Below are 15842 nucleotides of genomic sequence, written 5' to 3' on the forward strand. Positions count from 1 at the left end.
GAGTGATGCAGTGCGGGGCTGATTTGCCGACAGGACAGTTTGAAAGCCTGCCCGATCGCCGAAAATTGACTTTAAATCAGGCGGCCATTGCCGCGGAGTGCCCATTCTCGTAGGTGCGCAGGCGAAGGCGCTGCCCCTTGCCGTGTCCCTTGTGCAGCGCGAGCGCCTTTTGCGTCAGGCCCCGGGCGACGAGCGCGTAATCGGCTGTCAGGGGCGCGCGGATGAAGGCGGGGTAGCTCAGCGTCTCGGCGCCGTCCCGGATACGGATTTCCGCCTCGAACCCCTGAAGTTCGGGATTGTAGCGAATGGCATCGAATTCGAGTGTCTCGGCCTGCATGATCTTGTCCTTTCTCGGCGGCTTTTGCCGTCCTGTGGATAACTCTGGGGATAAGATGGGGTTCCGGTATGCCCCGCGGAAGATGTTCACGAAAATGTGGGGTTTGTGACAAAATCTGCCCGTCTCGCCCTGAACAGACCTTGAACATGGGCCGGCGTCTGCCCACTTTGACATTCGAGGTTCCCGACCGCCGTATGCCTAATGCTGGGTGCGCAACCGGGGTAACGCTTGTCAAAAGGAGAGTTGGGATGGACTTGTCGAAGTTCACCGAGCGGTCACGTGGCTTTATTCAGGCCGCACAGGTGATCGCGATGCGGGAAAGCCACCAGAAACTGGCGCCCGAGCATATTCTGAAATCGCTGTTGGATGATCCCGAGGGGCTGGCCGGCAACCTGATCAAGCGCGCCGGCGGCGACGCGGGCCGGGTGATGCAGGCGCTGGAGCTGAGCCTTGGCAAGATCCCGAAAGTCACCGGCGATTCGGGCCAGATTTACATGGACACCCAGACCGTCAAGGTGCTGGACGAGGCCGAGAAGGTCGCCAAGAAGGCTGGCGACAGTTTCGTGCCGGTCGAGCGTATCCTGACGGCGCTGGCCATGGTGAAAAGCCCGGCGCGCGAGGCGCTGGAGCAGGGCGGCGTGAGCGCGCAGAAGCTCAACGAGGCGATCAACGATATCCGCAAGGGGCGCACGGCAGATTCGGCGAGCGCCGAGGATACCTATGAGGCGCTGGAGAAATACGCCACGGACCTCACGAAGCGGGCCGAGGAGGGCAAGATCGACCCCATCATCGGGCGCGACGACGAGATTCGCCGCGCGATGCAGGTGTTGAGCCGCCGGACCAAGAACAACCCCGTTCTGATCGGTGAACCGGGCGTCGGTAAGACGGCGATCGCGGAGGGTCTGGCCCTGCGGATCGTCAATGGCGACGTGCCCGAGAGCCTGGCCAACAAGCGGCTTCTGGCGCTGGATATGGGCGCGCTCATTGCCGGGGCGAAGTATCGCGGCGAGTTCGAGGAGCGGCTGAAGGCCGTGCTGAACGAGGTCACGAATGCGGCTGGCGAGATCATCCTGTTCATCGACGAGATGCACACGCTGGTGGGCGCGGGCAAGACGGATGGCGCGATGGACGCGGCCAACCTGATCAAGCCGGCGCTTGCGCGGGGTGAGCTGCACTGTGTGGGTGCGACGACGCTGGACGAGTACCGCAAGCACGTGGAAAAGGACGCGGCGCTGGCCCGGCGGTTCCAGCCGCTGATGGTGGAAGAGCCGACGGTCGAGGACACGATCAGCATTCTGCGCGGCATCAAGGAGAAATACGAGCTGCACCACGGTGTGCGCATTTCGGATTCGGCCCTGGTGGCGGCGGCGCAGCTGTCGAACCGCTACATCACCGACCGGTTCCTGCCGGACAAGGCCATCGACCTTGTCGACGAGGCCGCGAGCCGTCTGCGGATGGAAGTGGACAGCAAGCCCGAGGAACTCGATGCGCTCGACCGTGAGATCCTGCAAAAGCAGATCGAGGCCGAGGCGCTCAAGAAAGAGGACGACGCGGCCAGCAAGGACCGGCTGGAAAGGATCGAGAAGGAACTTGCGGAGTTGCAGGAACGCTCCAGCGAGATGACGGCGCAATGGCAGGCCGAGCGCGACAAGCTGGCCTCTGCCCGGGATCTGAAGGAGCAGCTCGACCGGGCGCGGATCGACCTTGACCATGCCAAGCGCGAGGGCAATCTCGCCAAGGCCGGGGAGCTGTCCTATGGCGTTATTCCGCAGCTGGAAAAGCAGTTGCGGCAAGCCGAGGAGGCCGAGCAGGAAGGCGTGATGGTCGAAGAGGCCGTGCGGCCCGAGCAGATCGCGCAAGTGGTCGAACGCTGGACGGGTATTCCGACGGCGAAGATGCTGGAAGGCGAGCGCGAAAAGCTTCTGGGGATGGAAGACGGCCTGCACAAGCGGGTCATCGGCCAGGACCAGGCGGTGAAGGCCGTGGCCAATGCCGTGCGCCGGGCGCGTGCGGGGCTCAATGACGAGAACCGTCCGCTGGGATCGTTCCTGTTCCTTGGACCGACCGGCGTGGGTAAGACCGAGCTGACCAAGGCCGTGGCGGAGTTCCTCTTTGACGATGACAGCGCGATGGTGCGGATCGACATGAGCGAGTTCATGGAGAAGCACAGCGTGGCCCGTCTGATTGGCGCGCCTCCGGGTTATGTCGGCTATGACGAAGGTGGCGTGTTGACCGAAGCGGTGCGGCGCCGGCCCTATCAGGTCGTGCTTTTCGACGAAGTCGAGAAGGCGCATCCCGAGGTCTTCAACGTGCTGTTGCAGGTGCTGGACGATGGTGTGCTGACCGACGGTCAGGGCCGCACGGTCGACTTCAAGCAGACGCTGATCATCCTGACGTCGAACCTTGGGTCGCAGGCGCTGAGCCAGTTGCCAGAGGGTGCGGATGCGGCCAGCGCCAAGCGCGACGTGATGGACGCGGTCCGGTCACATTTCCGGCCCGAGTTTCTGAACCGTCTTGATGAGATCGTCGTCTTCGACCGGCTGACCCGCGATCAGATGGACGGCATCGTCGAAATCCAGATGGCGCGGCTGCTGAAGCGGCTGGCGAGCCGGAAAATCCGGCTGGAGCTGGATGATGCGGCCAAGACCTGGCTGGCCGACGAGGGCTATGACCCGGTCTATGGCGCGCGCCCGCTCAAGCGGGTGATCCAGAAGGCGCTGCAGGATCCGCTGGCCGAGGCGATCCTTGCCGGCGATATCCTTGATGGATCGACCGTGCCGGTAAGCGCCGGGCCGGAAGGCCTGATCATCGGCGACCGGGTTGGGTCGACCAATCGCGAAAGGCCCGACGACGCGGTCGTACACTGAACCGAAAATCCCCCGCCGGAGCGATCCGGCGGGGGCCTTGCCTGTAACGACGTCCGAGCCCGCGCCCGCCTGTTGCGCGGGCTTCTTTACGCTATGGGCCCGTACGCCGCGCCCCTGTTACCGGGTTTCGTCGGCGTGTTTCGATGTTTCGGCGGCGATGAGCCGGCCGGCATAGGCCTGGGCGACGGTGATGAGAAACAGAATGCTCAGAAAGAAAGTCGCTGAAAGATACATGATGTTAAGGTCCTGATTGAGGAGCCAGATGAGGGCCAACGCTTCGATACCAATTACAACGCAAAGAATTATGAGCTTCATAATTGCGCCTCTTGGGTTTGTTTGATCTCCGCACAAATCCTTGTGGCGGCGTCCCCGTCAAACGCGCGATGACTTGCAATCGAGGGACGTAGCCCAAAGCGCCTGCGCGGCAAGGGTCGCGGGCCGGGCGCTTGCGCGGTTCGATGTGTGTGCCGCCCCGCCGAGCCGAAAAACGTGTTTCGAAGGTCGCAACAAAGTCCACTCTTCTGACACAATTGTTGCTTAGATTCGCCGCGCACGCGTATAGTGTTCGCAAAGACAAGAACGGGGTCGGCAAAAGGCCGGTCCTTGGGGCAAAATTTACGCAGTTGCAGTCGGGTCATGGCAGAGCAGGGCACGAAGGATACAGAGGCACCGGCCATCCCGCGCTGGTTCGACGAGCTTCGCCCGGGCGGAGACGGCGAAGGGTTCATGGAGCGGCATCTGAGGCATTCGCTGATGTTCGTGAAACGCCCGGTGAACCGGCTTTTGGTCACCTTCGACAATCTGTCGAACGTGAGCGACACCAGCCCCGACCGGGAGCCCTGGGCGTTCAAGTTCGCCAAGGATGCCAACATCTCTCACTTGGGCGTCATGGCGCATGTCGCGGACTGGTATCGGGACGCGGACCTGATCGCGCGCTTCGAGAAGCTGCGGGACGAGGGATTTTTCGACGGCTACGACCGGGTGACTTTTGCGGGTGTCTCGATGGGCGGGTACGCCTCGATCGCGTTTGCCTCTCTGGTGCCCGGCGCGCATGTGGTGTCGATCAACCCTCAAAGCACGCTGAACATGGATATCGTGCCGTGGGAGACGCGGTACGAGGGCGGCCGGCGGCAGGACTGGACGCTGCCGCTGTCGGACGCCGCGGCGCTGACCGGCGAGCTTGGCTGCGTCAATATCTTCTACGATCCCTATCACGAGCTGGACCGGCAGCATGTCAGCCGGTTTTCGGGCGACAATATCCGGATCTTCAACTGCCGTTATTCGGTGCACAAGACCGCCGTGTTCCTGCGCAAGATCGACGCGCTGAAGCCGGTGATGCATGCCGCCGTGTTCGAAACGATCGACGAGGTGGAATTCTATCGCCTCTATCGCGGGCGCCGCGACCTGCGCTGGTTCCGCGGCTCGGTGATTGCGTATTTCAACGACAAGGGCCGGGAAGAGGTCGCGGCGCGGTTCACCCAGGCCTTCCGCAAGCGGCTTCGGGCCAAGACGCGTCGCGAAGACCGGGCCGCCGAACAAGACGCCGCCGCGCCCGCAGTCGAGCGGGCCGAACGCGAAGTCTCGGAAAGCGACGCGCCGCAGGAGGCCGTGACACAGACCGTGGCGGTCAAGGTCGTGCCCTCGCCCGAAGGGTTGGGTCCGCGCCGGAACGACCGGTGCGGGATCGTGACCACGATGAAGAACGAAGGCCCCTTCATGCTGGAATGGGTGGCCTATCACCGGTCCATCGGGTTCACGGATTTCCTGATCTTCACCAATGACTGCGATGACGGAACCGACAGGATCGCGATGCGTCTGGAAGATCTGGGCGTGGCGAAACATGTCGACAACCAGATCAAGGAGGGGGCGAGCCCGCAGCGCATGGCCCTGCGCCGCGCCCTGAAGGAAGATTTCTACGCGGAATGCGACTGGGTCATGTGCGCCGATGTCGACGAGTTTCTGAACGTACGCGTCGGCAACCGGACCTTGCCTGATCTCTTTGAGGCGACGGGCCCGGCGGATGCGATTTCCGTCTGTTGGAAGATCTTCGGACGCGGCGACCGGGTGGCCTATGAGGATGCGCCGGTGACCGAGCAGTTCACCTGGAGCGCGCCGGAGGCCTATCGCGACAAGTACCGCGCGCTTGGCCTCAAGTCGATGTTCCGGCCCGGGCGCGGGGTGACGCGGTTCGGCGTGCACCGGCCCAAATTCGACGACGGACGGCCCGCCGATTTCATCTGGAAGGACGCCGGCGGCCAGCTTATGCCGGAGGCGTATTACGTGACCGGCTGGTCGGCGCATGGCGGGTTCAGCCACGAGTTCGCCCGCCTGCATCATTATTCGGTGCGGTCGGTCGACAGTTTTCTCGTCAAGCGTGACCGGGGCCGCACCAACCACGTCGACCGCGATCAGGGCGTGGCCTATTGGGCGGACATGAATCTGAACATGGAAAAGGATCTGTCGCTGGTGCCGACGGTCGCGCAGACCCGCGCGGAAATGGACCGTCTGCTGCAGGATCCGGAACTGGCGCGACTGCACGATGCGGCCTGCACATGGCACCGCGCGAAGATCGAAAGCCTCAAGTCGCGGCTTGACTGGGCGGCGTTCCACGAGCTGTTGCAGCAGATCAATCAGCCCGGGCAGGACCCGAAGGATTGCGTCGACCTGCTGCGCGGGCAGGCCGCGGAATGAGCGAACCCTATGTCGTTCTGCATGGCGGGTTCCACAAGACCGCCACCAGCCACATCCAGTCGATGCTGGGGCGCAATACCGGCTATCTCAAACGGCAGGGTGTGCTGTACGTCCACCACCGCGACATGCGTAAACAGCTGACCGTGCCCTGTCAGCTTTATATCTATGCGCAGAACGGCAAGAATTACCGCACCACCTACAACGACGAGGAACTGGCCGAGAAGACCGGGGCTTTTTTCGACGGGCTTATCGGAAAGAAGGACAAGATCGACCGGGTGATCCTGTCGGACGAGAACCTTGCCGGGCATTGCGGGCACTGCGTCCGGCGCGGGCTGCTGTACCTCTGGCGGGACGAGTTGATCGGGGCGATCGCGTCGCAGATCCCCTGGACGGTGCGCGAGGTGCATCTGGGCCTGCGCAATTACGCCGATTTCTTCGCCTCGGCCTATGTGGAGTACCTGCGGTCGGTGACCTCGGAGCATTTCACCGACGAAACCGTGATGCGCAAGCGTGTGCTGGAACACATGCCGAACTGGATGAAGGTGCTGAAGGTCGTCCGCAAGCATTTCCCCGAGGCCAGGATCGTGGTGTGGCGCTATGAGGATTTCCGCCAGCTGGACATGCAGGTGCTGTCCAACCTCTGCGGGCCGGGCGTGGATATCTCGAAGCTCAAGCCGCCGAAGGACAAGAACAAGCGCCCCACCGCCAGCGGCAAGGCGGTGGCAGAATTGCTGCAGATGATCCACCGCGACGGCGCGGAGGCGGCGCTGGAACAGCGCGTTGCGCTGCAGGAGAAATATCCGCGCGGGGCTGAATACGGCAATTACGACCCCTGGACGCCCAGCGAACGGGCGCATCTGACGCGCATGTATGACCGCGATGTAGCGGACATTCGCGCCAGTTCGGACATCACGCTGGTGGAGCTGGAGCATGCCGAGAGCCGGTAGAACGACAACACGCGCTGCCACCGCCGCGCGACGAGGGACGCCATGAAGCAGGACTACGAGATCGGAATGCTGTGGGTCGAAGGCCCGCTGAGCTATGTCGAGGTGCTGTGCGCGCAGTCTTTCCTCGACGCCGGGCATCACGTGAAGCTTTATCACTACAAGGATGTGCAAAACGTGCCCGAGGGGGTCGAGCTTGTGCATGGCGACAGCGTTCTGCAGATCGACCGCTTTATCCAGCATGGCCGCACGGGCAGTTTCGCGCTTTTTTCCGATGTCTTCCGCTATCACCTGCTGCGCCAGAACGACCGGATGATCTGGGCCGATCTGGATGCGTACTGTGTCAAGCCCTTCGAGACCCCGACCGGGCATTTCTTTGGCTGGGAATCGCCGCATCACATCAATGGCGGGGTTCTTGGCCTGCCATCCGACAGCGACGCGCTGGCCGGGCTGATGGAAATGACCGAGGACGAGTTCGGCATACCGGAATGGTTTCCCGATGAGGACAAGACAGAGCTGCAACGGCAGATGGATGCCGGCACCCCGGTGCATGTGAGCGAGATGCGCTGGGGCGTGTGGGGCCCGCAGGCGGTGACGCATCATCTGCACAAGACCGGCGAGGCGAAATACGCCTTCCCGGTCGAAGGGCTTTACCCGGTCAGCTTTCGCGACCGGCGTCTTCTGATGCGGACCCGCACCAAAGAGCGCATCGAGGACATGATCACCGAGAACACTTATTCGGTGCATTTCTACGGGCGGCGCGTGCGGGAATTCCTGTCGAGCCTCGGCGGCATGCCGGAAGAGAGAAGCTGGATGGACGAGATCCTGAAAAAGCACAAGATCGACTGCGACGCGGCCCCGGTCCTGTCGCGCGAGGAAAAGGCAGAAAAGAAGAAGGCAGAGGCAATGAAAGACTTGATGGCTATTCCCCGTGTGGCGACGGGCAAAGGCGGCGAGAACCTGACCGATCTGGCGGATCGCTATGGTTCTGACAAGGGCTCTACGAAGCACCGGTACACCGAGCTTTACCATATGCTGTTCCACCCCTACCGGCAGAGCAGCATCACCTTTCTTGAGATGGGTCTACTGATCGGCGGGCCCGAGCATGGCGTGGATGCCGACCGGGTGACTAAGGATTGCCCGTCGATCCGGATGTGGTTGGAATATTTTCCCAACGCCGAGATCCACGGCCTAGATGTGTCGGACTTTTCGTGGTTCGAGCACGAGCGGTTCACCTTTCACCGCTGTGACATGGATGACCGCGCGGAGATCGCCCGCGCCATCGAAGAGATCAGCCCGGCGCCGGATATCGTCATCGACGACGCGAGCCACGCCAGCCACCACCAGCAGAACGCGTTCCTGGAAATCTTTCCGCGCCTGCAGTCGGGCGGGCTTTACGTGATCGAGGATCTGCGATGGCAGCCTGATACCTATGAAAAGCCGGGCATCACGAAAACCGCGGCGCTGTTCCGCAGCTGGCTGGACGGGCGCGAGTTTCAGCATTCGGACGGCGATATCGCGGCGCAGTTCAACGCGCTGAGCGGCGATATCTCGGGCTGCATCATCGAACCGGTGCGCTATCAGAAGAAGCGCAAGGACCAGGTTGTCGTGATACACAAGAAGTGACGCCGCCCTAGGGGCCGCGCGGGGCGATCCCACCCGGCCCCATACGCGGCGGACAGGCGGGCCATCCGCGCGACCGCGCGGTGAGAGAGGCAGAATGAAGCGCAAAGTTTGTCTTGCCGAGACCCTGTGCGAGACCCATGGCTGGGATTTTTCCGAGGCGTTTCCGTTTCAGTTCCGTCTGTCGAGAAGCCGCACATCGCCAAGCGATGGCTGGGCCGAGGCGCGGCTTGGGAACTGGCATCTGAAACACTGTCCGCGCCTGCCGCGCCATGAGCTTCTTTCGGCAAAGGGCCGGGTGCTGGGGTTCGTTCTGGGTGTCGCGGTGGATGCGGCGGGCCACAGCCTTGACGGCCGGGTTGATCTGGAGGGGCCGGAGACCATTGAGGCGCTGGAGGCCTATCTTGAAGGGCTGGCCGGGCGGTTCATCGCGGTCGTGTCCGTCGGAGGCGCGCAGCGGGTCTATTTCGATGCCACCGCGGGCCTGAGCGCCGTTTATTCCAAGGCCGACCGGGTGGTGGCGTCGAGCGTGCCGCTTGCGATCAACCGCGAGATCGACCCGGAGCCGGGGATCCCGGCAGACCGGGTTCTGGCGCGGGAGGGCCAGTTTCTTTTGGGCGAGACCTGTGACCGGCAATGCCGCCGGGTCTATGCCAATCATTATCTCGATCTGACGAGTTTTGAGCTGTGCCGTCACTGGCTTGGCCCCGAGGACGATTTCGAGGCGGCGGGGACGGACCGTAACGCCGTGGCGGCCGAGATTGCCGCGCGTCTGTCGCAGGTGATCGCGGCGCTGGCCGGGGCCTATGGGTCGGCGCTGCCGCTATCGGCGGGCACGGACTCGCGCCTGTTGCTGGCCGCAGCGATGCCGGTGCTGGACCGGATCGAGCGGTTTTACGTGCATGATATCTACAAGGTCACGCGGTTCGACCGGGAAGGGGCCGAGATGCTGGCGCGCGAGGTGGGCGTCACGCTGGAGGTGATCGACGGCAAGGCGCCGGAGTTCGAGACCTTCATGTCAGAGGAAGACCTGGCCGAGCTGCGCCGGAAGATGGCCTTTCGCACCGGGCTGTCCTTTGACGGGATCGACGCGCCCACGGTGCGCGCGGTGTCGCGCACGCCCGAGACCCGGCTGGTGCTGCGCGGCAACGGCGCGGAGATGACGCGCGCGAACAAGTGGACGCGGGCGATGGCCGCGCAGGGCTGTTCGGTCGAGGACGGGCTGGCGGCGCTGCTCAACATGCGGGCCGAGCACCTTGAGGAACGGGTGGCGCCCGACCGCCTTGAGAGCCTGCGGGCGCGTTATGCCGACTGGCACGGGACGCTGCCGCCCTCGGCGCGGACGCGGATGCCGGACATGGCCCATGCGGAGCTTTTCATGCCGGCGGCGCCGAACAACGTCTATTACGCCTTCGGGCGCAATTTCTATATCAACCCGTTCAATGACCGCCGCCTGCTGTTCCTGACGGCGGCGTTTCATCCGCTGGCGCGCAAGCGGCACAAGCTGGTGGGCAAGGTCATCCAGTGCTGCAATCCGCGCCTGAACGAGCTGCCTTATCTGGCAGAGATCAAGAGCCGCCACCGCCGCGCCTCCTGATCCGGCGGCGCGGGCGGTGCGGTCACTCGAGCCCGATGGCGGCGCGCACAAGCCCGTCGAGCAACTCCTGCACCTTTTGCATCTCGCCCTCGGGGAAGGTGCGATAGCCGATGATCACCTCACCGTCGCCGCCGGCCATTTCCGCGACGAAGATATTGTAGGGGCAGAAGGCTATGTTCATCGGATTGATCTCCATCACCTCACGCGAAACGGTAGCCGAGCAGAAGCTGTAGGCGTCGGCTTTTGCAAAAAGCTCGACCTCGGAGCCGACATCGCCGCGCGTGCGGGCGAGCATGTCGCCCACGTGACTGACGCTGTCGATCACGAGCCCCTCGTTCAGGATCGCGTTTTCGAGGCCGAAGGCAGCGTCGGCGTAGCTTTGGTCGGTGGTGTAGCTGACGATATCCTGAGCACCGAGCGGCGTGGCGGACAGGCAGCAGAGAAGAGCAAGCAAGCGTTTCATGGAGACTCCTTTTCCGGTTGTTGTCGGAATAGCGTGCTGGGATAGTGAGTGTAACAGCAATTCCCGGCTTGGGTTTGCGCGAAATCAAATCGGAGGGGGGCGATGACGTTCGCGTTCCACGCGCTCGAGGCTCTGGCGCTTTTCTTCGTGCTGCTGATCGGTTTGGCGGTGTTGGTCGCCGCGCTGTTCTTCCTGATCGACAAGACCCAGACGGGCGATGCGATCCGGCGGAATTACCCGGTGATCGGGCGGTTTCGGGGGCTTTTCACCAAGCTGGGCGAGTTTTTCCGGCAGTATTTCTTTGCGATGGACCGCGAGGAGATGCCGTTCAACCGCGCGCAGCGGGACTGGGTCGCGCATGCCACGACCGGCAAGGGAAATACCATCGCGTTCGGGTCCACAAGGAACCTCGGCGTGCCGGGCACGCCCATCTTTGTGCCGGCCGCCTTTCCGCCCTTAGATGATCAGTTCGCGATGACCGAGCCAATGGAAATCGGCCCCCATGCCGCCGTGCCTTACAAGGCGAAGTCCATCTTCAACATTTCGGGCATGAGTTACGGCGCGATCTCGCGCCCGGCGGTCGAGGCGCTGAGCCGGGGGGCGGCGCAGGCGGGGATCTGGATGAATACCGGGGAAGGGGGCCTGAGCCCGTTTCACCTGACCGGCGGCTGCGACATCGTCTATCAGATCGGCACCGCGAAATACGGCGTGCGCGATGCAGATGGCGGACTGGACGACGCCAAGCTGCGCAAGATGGGGGAGAACCCGCATGTGCGCATGTTCGAGCTGAAGCTGGCGCAGGGCGCGAAACCGGGCAAGGGCGGGATCCTGCCGGGCCAAAAGATCACGCCCGAGATCGCCGAGATCCGGGGGATCAAACCGGGCGAGGACAGTATCTCGCCTAACCGGCACCGCGAGGTGAACGATTTCGGCGAACTTCTGGATTTCATCGGGCATATCCGCGAGGTCACCGGCAAGCCGGTGGGATTCAAGACGGTCGTGGGGTCGTCCGAGGCCTGGGCGCCGATGTTCGAGCTGATCAACGAGCGTGGCGAGGAGAGCGCGCCGGATTTCATCACGATCGACGGGGGCGAGGGCGGCACGGGCGCGGCGCCGATGCCGCTGATGGATCTGGTGGGCATGCCCATTCGCGAGGCGTTGCCACGCATGGTGGACCTGCGCGACCGTCACGGCCTGAAGGACAGGATCCGGATTATCGCGGCAGGCAAGCTGGTCAACCCCGGCGACGTGGCCTGGGCGATTTGCGCGGGCGCGGATTTCGTGACCTCGGCGCGGGGCTTCATGTTCTCGTTGGGGTGTATCCAGGCGCTGAAATGCAACCGGAACACCTGTCCCACGGGGATCACCACGCACGATCCGCATCTGCAGGCAGGGCTGGTGGTGGAAGACAAGTACAGGAAGGTCGCCAACTATGCCCGCCAGGTGATCAAGGAGGTCGAGACCATTGCGCATTCGGTCGGTGTGGCCGAACCGCGCCAGATGCGGCGGCGGCATGTGCGCATCGTGCAGGCGGATGGCAGTTCGGTGGCGCTCAACAAGATCCGCCCCAGCGTGGATGCGGCGGAGCATCCCTGAGTTTTGAGCTGCAGGCGCGGAGTCAAGGCGTGGCTTGCCACGCCGCCGCGCATCGCCGGGCCGCCCCCCGGCACGGCGATTTGGCGCGACCGGGTGCTTCGCTCGCGTCTTTTGCGGATTTGTAGACATTAAGCGTGTCCCTTCAGGCGCTGGATCGCCGCACCGCGGCCCGCCAATGCGCGGCGCCTTATCGAACAATGGGGTCGTCGCACAATGTTACCGATCGCCCACGTCTATGTGAGACGGGTTGTTTTGCGCCCGCGATGCGCTTTCTTTTAGGTGACGCAAGGACAACAGCCCCGGAGACCCGTATGGCCTATCGCTGGAAGAACGACCTCACCGACCGCGACGTGACGGATGAGGCCGTCTATCTCAATCGCCGGCAGCTTCTCGCGGGCGCGGCGGCGGGCGTGGGACTGGCCGGGATCGGCAGTCGCGCAACGGCCGCAGAGCTTGAGCCGACGAGCTGGGAGGATGTGACCAGCTATAACAACTACTATGAGTTCGGCACCGGCAAGGACGACCCGGCAAAATACGCCCATCGCCTGACGGTCGAGCCGTGGTCGGTGCAGATCGACGGGCTGGTGGATAGCCCGGGCAGCTATGCCTTCGAGGATATCATGGCAAAGATGACGGTGGAGGAGCGCATCTATCGCTTCCGCTGTGTCGAGGCGTGGTCGATGGTGGTGCCGTGGAACGGTTTCGAGCTGGCCGATCTTCTGGAGATGGCGGGCGTGCAGTCGGGTGCGAAATACGTGGCGTTCGAGACGGCGCTGCGCCCCGACGAGATGCCGGGTGTCGCGCGGCCCGTGCTGGACTGGCCCTATGTGGAGGGGCTGCGCCTTGATGAGGCAATGCATCCCCTGACGATCATGGCCACTGGAATCTATGGTAGGGATATTCCCAACCAGAACGGTGCGCCGCTGCGGCTGGTGGTGCCGTGGAAATACGGATTCAAGTCGATCAAGTCGATCGTGCGGATCACCCTGACCGAGGATGAGCCGCCGACAAGCTGGAACAAGGCGAACCCGCGCGAGTACGGGTTTTATAGTAATGTGAACCCCGAGGTGGATCATCCACGCTGGAGCCAGGCGAGCGAGCGCGTGATCGGCACAGGGCTTTTCGCCCGCCGGCAGGACACGCTGATGTTCAATGGCTATGCCGACGAGGTCGGTGCGCTTTATGCTGGCATGGATCTGACCAAGAACTTCTGATGACCGAACTGAATTCCACCCTGACCTGTCCCAAATGCGGGCATCGCGCGCACGAGACCATGCCGACCGATGCCTGCCAGTTCTTCTATGACTGCAAGGGCTGCGGGGCGGTGCTTCGGCCTCAACCGGGCGATTGCTGTGTCTATTGTTCCTATGGGACGGTGCCCTGTCCGCCGGTGCAGAACGGCGATTGCGGATGCGGATCTGGTGATGGCGCTTCTTGACCCGGTGAACAGCGCGCTGCGGCGGGTACCGGCGTGGCCGGTATATATATGCGCACTCTTATATGCGGGCTGGCTCTTCTGGCTGGGGGTGACCGGCGGGCTGGGAGCAGACCCGGTCAAGAAGCTTGAGCATGCCTATGGCGAGGCGGGGCTGTATCTGCTGATCGCGGGGCTTTGCGTGACGCCGCTGCGACGGTTCGCGGGGCTCAACCTGATGAAATTCCGCCGGGCGATCGGGCTGGCATGTTTCTTTTTCATCACCGTGCATCTGCTGACCTGGGCCGTTCTGGATGTGCAACGGCTTGACCGGGTCTGGGCCGATATCGTGAAGCGGCCCTACATCACGGTCGGCATGGCGGGCTTCGTGCTGTTGCTGCCTCTGGCGGTCACTTCGAACAACTGGTCGGTGCGCAGGCTTGGCCCGCTTTGGACCAAGCTGCACAAGCTGGTCTATCCTGCGGCGATCCTGGGCGGCGTGCATTACGTCATGTTGGTCAAAGGCTGGCAGGTGCGGCCCCTCGTGTTTCTGGCAATCGTCGTATTTCTTGTGGCGTTGCGCTATGTGCCGCGTCGCCGGTCCCGGCAGGCCGGAACGACGCGAGTCGCGCGCCCGTAAACAACGTTTTGCGCGACTCGTGCGAGCGGGTATGCTCCCATCCGGATTTAACGGAGTATTTCCGAGTACATTTAATTATTAGAAGTTTCATTTTCGCGTTGGTTACCACATGCGCTGCTGCATCGGCGCAAGCCGCAACGATCGATTTTTCCACGGTGGCATTTGACAGTACGTTCCCGGCCTCCGGTGATCCGGCCAGCACCGCCGCTGTGTCGGTCGATGGCGTAAACTTCACGGTCACGGCGACAAGCGCGCGCGGCACAAACGGGTTTCGCAGACCGGGTGACGATGCAGGGCTTCAGTTCGGATTGCCCGGCAATGGCATGAACGTCATCACGATCGTTGCCGATCAGGATGTGACCTTTACCTCGCTGACAGGCGAGGATCTCTCGCTTTCCAACTTCACCACGCCGATGCAGTTCAATGGTACGGCGGGAAGCCTGGTGGCGTTTACGGGGATTCAGTTTCCATCGTCCTTGGGCATCGTGGATTTTACGGACTTCACCCTGACGTCCGGGGATGCCTTAATCTTTGCCGCGGATTATTCGGCGCGGCCCGGATTCAGCGTCATCGATGCGACGGCTGTCCTAAGCTCGCTCGACTTCAGCAAAACAGTGACGGGCGGGCCCGGCGCTCAGATTCCGCTTCCGGCAGGCTTGCCGCTGTTGCTGACAGGGCTGGGCGTGCTTGGCCTGGCGCGGCGTCGCAAGACGGCCTGATCCCGGCACCTCCCGCGGATGGGATCGCGCGGGAGGGCGACTCGACCGAGTCGGCTTTGAGCTGGCGAGTCGCCCGGGTCGCAGGCGTTTTTCAGGCCGGATTCGCGAATATCGCAGGATTTCGGGAGATTCTTGCCGCGCGAAGGTCCGAGTCTCTCGGGGAATTGCCTCGGACAGGCCGGAAAACCGGCCAAGACTCGGCTCCGAGTCTGTGGATAAGCCCGGATTCGACGGTTTTGCGCTGGTTCCAAGCGTGCAGACCGGTGAAAACAAGCTTGGGCCAAGGAAAAATGAGAGGATTAACTATCTGATAAATAACAGTTATTACACTTTCTGCAGAAAAAATGGCTTTTCTGGAAAAAAGGGGGTTGCGAGTGTCAGGCTGTAACCGTAAATACCCCCTCACCGGCGGCGCTGAGGCGCCAACGGGACGCAAAACGGGCCACACGGCAACGCGGCGGACAAAACAAAAGAGAGTAAATGAGGCGGGGCGCGCCAAAAAGAAAGTGGCGCATCCGGTTGATTTTGTCTCTCACGCTCTTTGAAATCGCAGGTATCTGAAGAGATATGTGGGCGGTTTGGTCCTAATCGATGGACAAACTGAATGCATATCAAACTACCTAGGATGCGGCGCAAGCCAAGTCCGATGATGGATAGTCAGCTTCACTGTTTGTCGGTTTCCGGTTTCTTATGAAACCTGAAGCACAACAAACAGAAGACAGTCCTGATCTTAGCCGGTCAGGATTGATGTGCAGAGGTTCGAACGTCAAGGATAAGCTGGCAACAGCTTTTCAACTTGAGAGTTTGATCCTGGCTCAGAACGAACGCTGGCGGCAGGCCTAACACATGCAAGTCGAACGAAGCCTTCGGGCTTAGTGGCGGACGGGTTAGTAACGCGTGGGAACGTGCCTTTCACTACGGAATAGTCCCGGGAAACTGGGTTTAATACCG

General features: G+C 62.5%; 13 protein-coding genes and 1 rRNA gene (1 of these 14 running past the window's edge). 11 read left to right on the forward strand and 3 right to left on the reverse strand.

The window, feature by feature from the left end; genetic code table 11:
• Nucleotides 1-76 precede the first annotated feature (76 nt).
• The gene (locus EZV60_RS18135) at nucleotides 77-337 is read right to left on the reverse strand and encodes a hypothetical protein (protein WP_135507344.1); all 261 of its coding nucleotides are present in this window, start codon (nucleotides 335-337) and stop codon (nucleotides 77-79) included.
• 248 nt (nucleotides 338-585) lie between these two features.
• Between EZV60_RS18135 and clpB the strand changes: the two genes are divergently transcribed.
• Nucleotides 586-3204 carry an ATP-dependent chaperone ClpB gene (gene clpB, locus EZV60_RS18140; RefSeq protein ID WP_135507346.1) on the forward strand — a complete coding sequence of 873 codons (2619 nt, stop codon included), beginning with the start codon at nucleotides 586-588 and terminating at the stop codon, nucleotides 3202-3204.
• Nucleotides 3205-3321: 117 nt separating this feature from the next.
• Here the strand turns inward: clpB and EZV60_RS18145 are convergent, their stop codons facing one another.
• Nucleotides 3322-3519 carry a hypothetical protein gene (locus EZV60_RS18145; protein ID WP_135507348.1) on the reverse strand — a complete coding sequence of 66 codons (198 nt, stop codon included), beginning with the start codon at nucleotides 3517-3519 and terminating at the stop codon, nucleotides 3322-3324.
• Between the two features lie 321 nt (nucleotides 3520-3840).
• Between EZV60_RS18145 and EZV60_RS18150 the strand changes: the two genes are divergently transcribed.
• The 4 genes from EZV60_RS18150 (at nucleotide 3841) to EZV60_RS18170 (ending at nucleotide 10059) form a co-directional block, all read left to right on the forward strand.
• Complete coding sequence (locus EZV60_RS18150) at nucleotides 3841-5895, forward strand: glycosyltransferase family 2 protein (RefSeq protein ID WP_135507350.1); 2055 nt, start codon at nucleotides 3841-3843, stop codon at nucleotides 5893-5895.
• Nucleotides 5892-6842 (forward strand): hypothetical protein, encoded by a 951-nt coding sequence (locus EZV60_RS18155; RefSeq protein ID WP_135507352.1) that lies wholly within the window; start codon nucleotides 5892-5894, stop codon nucleotides 6840-6842. Before EZV60_RS18150 ends, EZV60_RS18155 begins: the two co-directional genes overlap by 4 nt.
• A 42-nt stretch (nucleotides 6843-6884) precedes the next feature.
• Nucleotides 6885-8465 (forward strand): hypothetical protein, encoded by a 1581-nt coding sequence (locus EZV60_RS19380; RefSeq protein ID WP_245306358.1) that lies wholly within the window; start codon nucleotides 6885-6887, stop codon nucleotides 8463-8465.
• Between the two features lie 94 nt (nucleotides 8466-8559).
• A complete protein-coding gene (locus EZV60_RS18170) occupies nucleotides 8560-10059 on the forward strand; it encodes a hypothetical protein (protein WP_135507354.1) in 1500 nt (499 codons plus the stop codon).
• A 22-nt stretch (nucleotides 10060-10081) separates the two neighbouring features.
• On the opposite strand, the gene EZV60_RS18175 is transcribed toward EZV60_RS18170, so the two are convergent.
• Nucleotides 10082-10522, reverse strand: coding sequence for a DUF302 domain-containing protein (locus EZV60_RS18175; protein WP_135507356.1), 441 nt, complete (start codon nucleotides 10520-10522; stop codon nucleotides 10082-10084).
• Nucleotides 10523-10624: 102 nt separating this feature from the next.
• Between EZV60_RS18175 and EZV60_RS18180 the strand changes: the two genes are divergently transcribed.
• From EZV60_RS18180 to EZV60_RS18205, 6 genes are all read left to right on the forward strand, one after another.
• Entirely contained in the window at nucleotides 10625-12118 is a 1494-nt protein-coding gene (locus EZV60_RS18180; RefSeq protein WP_135507358.1) for an FMN-binding glutamate synthase family protein, read from the forward strand.
• Between the two features lie 311 nt (nucleotides 12119-12429).
• Nucleotides 12430-13332, forward strand: a complete 903-nt coding sequence (msrP, locus tag EZV60_RS18185; RefSeq protein WP_135507360.1) for a protein-methionine-sulfoxide reductase catalytic subunit MsrP — start codon at nucleotides 12430-12432, stop codon at nucleotides 13330-13332.
• The gene (locus EZV60_RS18190; protein ID WP_135507362.1) at nucleotides 13332-13556 is read left to right on the forward strand and encodes a GDCCVxC domain-containing (seleno)protein; all 225 of its coding nucleotides are present in this window, start codon (nucleotides 13332-13334) and stop codon (nucleotides 13554-13556) included. Before msrP ends, EZV60_RS18190 begins: the two co-directional genes overlap by 1 nt.
• Entirely contained in the window at nucleotides 13543-14172 is a 630-nt protein-coding gene (msrQ, locus tag EZV60_RS18195) for a protein-methionine-sulfoxide reductase heme-binding subunit MsrQ (RefSeq protein WP_135507364.1), read from the forward strand. Before EZV60_RS18190 ends, msrQ begins: the two co-directional genes overlap by 14 nt.
• 155 nt (nucleotides 14173-14327) lie before the next feature.
• Nucleotides 14328-14891, forward strand: a complete 564-nt coding sequence (locus tag EZV60_RS18200) for a VPLPA-CTERM sorting domain-containing protein (protein ID WP_135507366.1) — start codon at nucleotides 14328-14330, stop codon at nucleotides 14889-14891.
• A gap of 792 nt (nucleotides 14892-15683) precedes the next feature.
• A 16S ribosomal RNA gene (locus tag EZV60_RS18205) occupies nucleotides 15684-15842 on the forward strand (it continues 1310 nt past the right edge of the window).

It is taken from the genome of Roseovarius aestuariivivens (assembly GCF_004761875.1).
GTDB lineage: Bacteria > Pseudomonadota > Alphaproteobacteria > Rhodobacterales > Rhodobacteraceae > Roseovarius > Roseovarius aestuariivivens.

What these genes read in the sequence shown, in the direction of transcription:
- EZV60_RS18190 (WP_135507362.1), top strand. Translation starts at nt 13,332, where the DNA reads ATGACCGAACTGAATTCCACCCTGACCTGTCCCAAATGCGGGCATCGC.
- EZV60_RS18135 (WP_135507344.1), bottom strand. Translation starts at nt 337, where the DNA reads ATGCAGGCCGAGACACTCGAATTCGATGCCATTCGCTACAATCCCGAA.
- EZV60_RS18175 (WP_135507356.1), bottom strand. Translation starts at nt 10,522, where the DNA reads ATGAAACGCTTGCTTGCTCTTCTCTGCTGCCTGTCCGCCACGCCGCTC.
- clpB (WP_135507346.1), top strand. Translation starts at nt 586, where the DNA reads ATGGACTTGTCGAAGTTCACCGAGCGGTCACGTGGCTTTATTCAGGCC.
- EZV60_RS18170 (WP_135507354.1), top strand. Translation starts at nt 8,560, where the DNA reads ATGAAGCGCAAAGTTTGTCTTGCCGAGACCCTGTGCGAGACCCATGGC.
- EZV60_RS19380 (WP_245306358.1), top strand. Translation starts at nt 6,885, where the DNA reads ATGAAGCAGGACTACGAGATCGGAATGCTGTGGGTCGAAGGCCCGCTG.
- EZV60_RS18155 (WP_135507352.1), top strand. Translation starts at nt 5,892, where the DNA reads ATGAGCGAACCCTATGTCGTTCTGCATGGCGGGTTCCACAAGACCGCC.
- msrP (WP_135507360.1), top strand. Translation starts at nt 12,430, where the DNA reads ATGGCCTATCGCTGGAAGAACGACCTCACCGACCGCGACGTGACGGAT.
- EZV60_RS18150 (WP_135507350.1), top strand. Translation starts at nt 3,841, where the DNA reads ATGGCAGAGCAGGGCACGAAGGATACAGAGGCACCGGCCATCCCGCGC.
- msrQ (WP_135507364.1), top strand. Translation starts at nt 13,543, where the DNA reads ATGGCGCTTCTTGACCCGGTGAACAGCGCGCTGCGGCGGGTACCGGCG.
- EZV60_RS18145 (WP_135507348.1), bottom strand. Translation starts at nt 3,519, where the DNA reads ATGAAGCTCATAATTCTTTGCGTTGTAATTGGTATCGAAGCGTTGGCC.
- EZV60_RS18180 (WP_135507358.1), top strand. Translation starts at nt 10,625, where the DNA reads ATGACGTTCGCGTTCCACGCGCTCGAGGCTCTGGCGCTTTTCTTCGTG.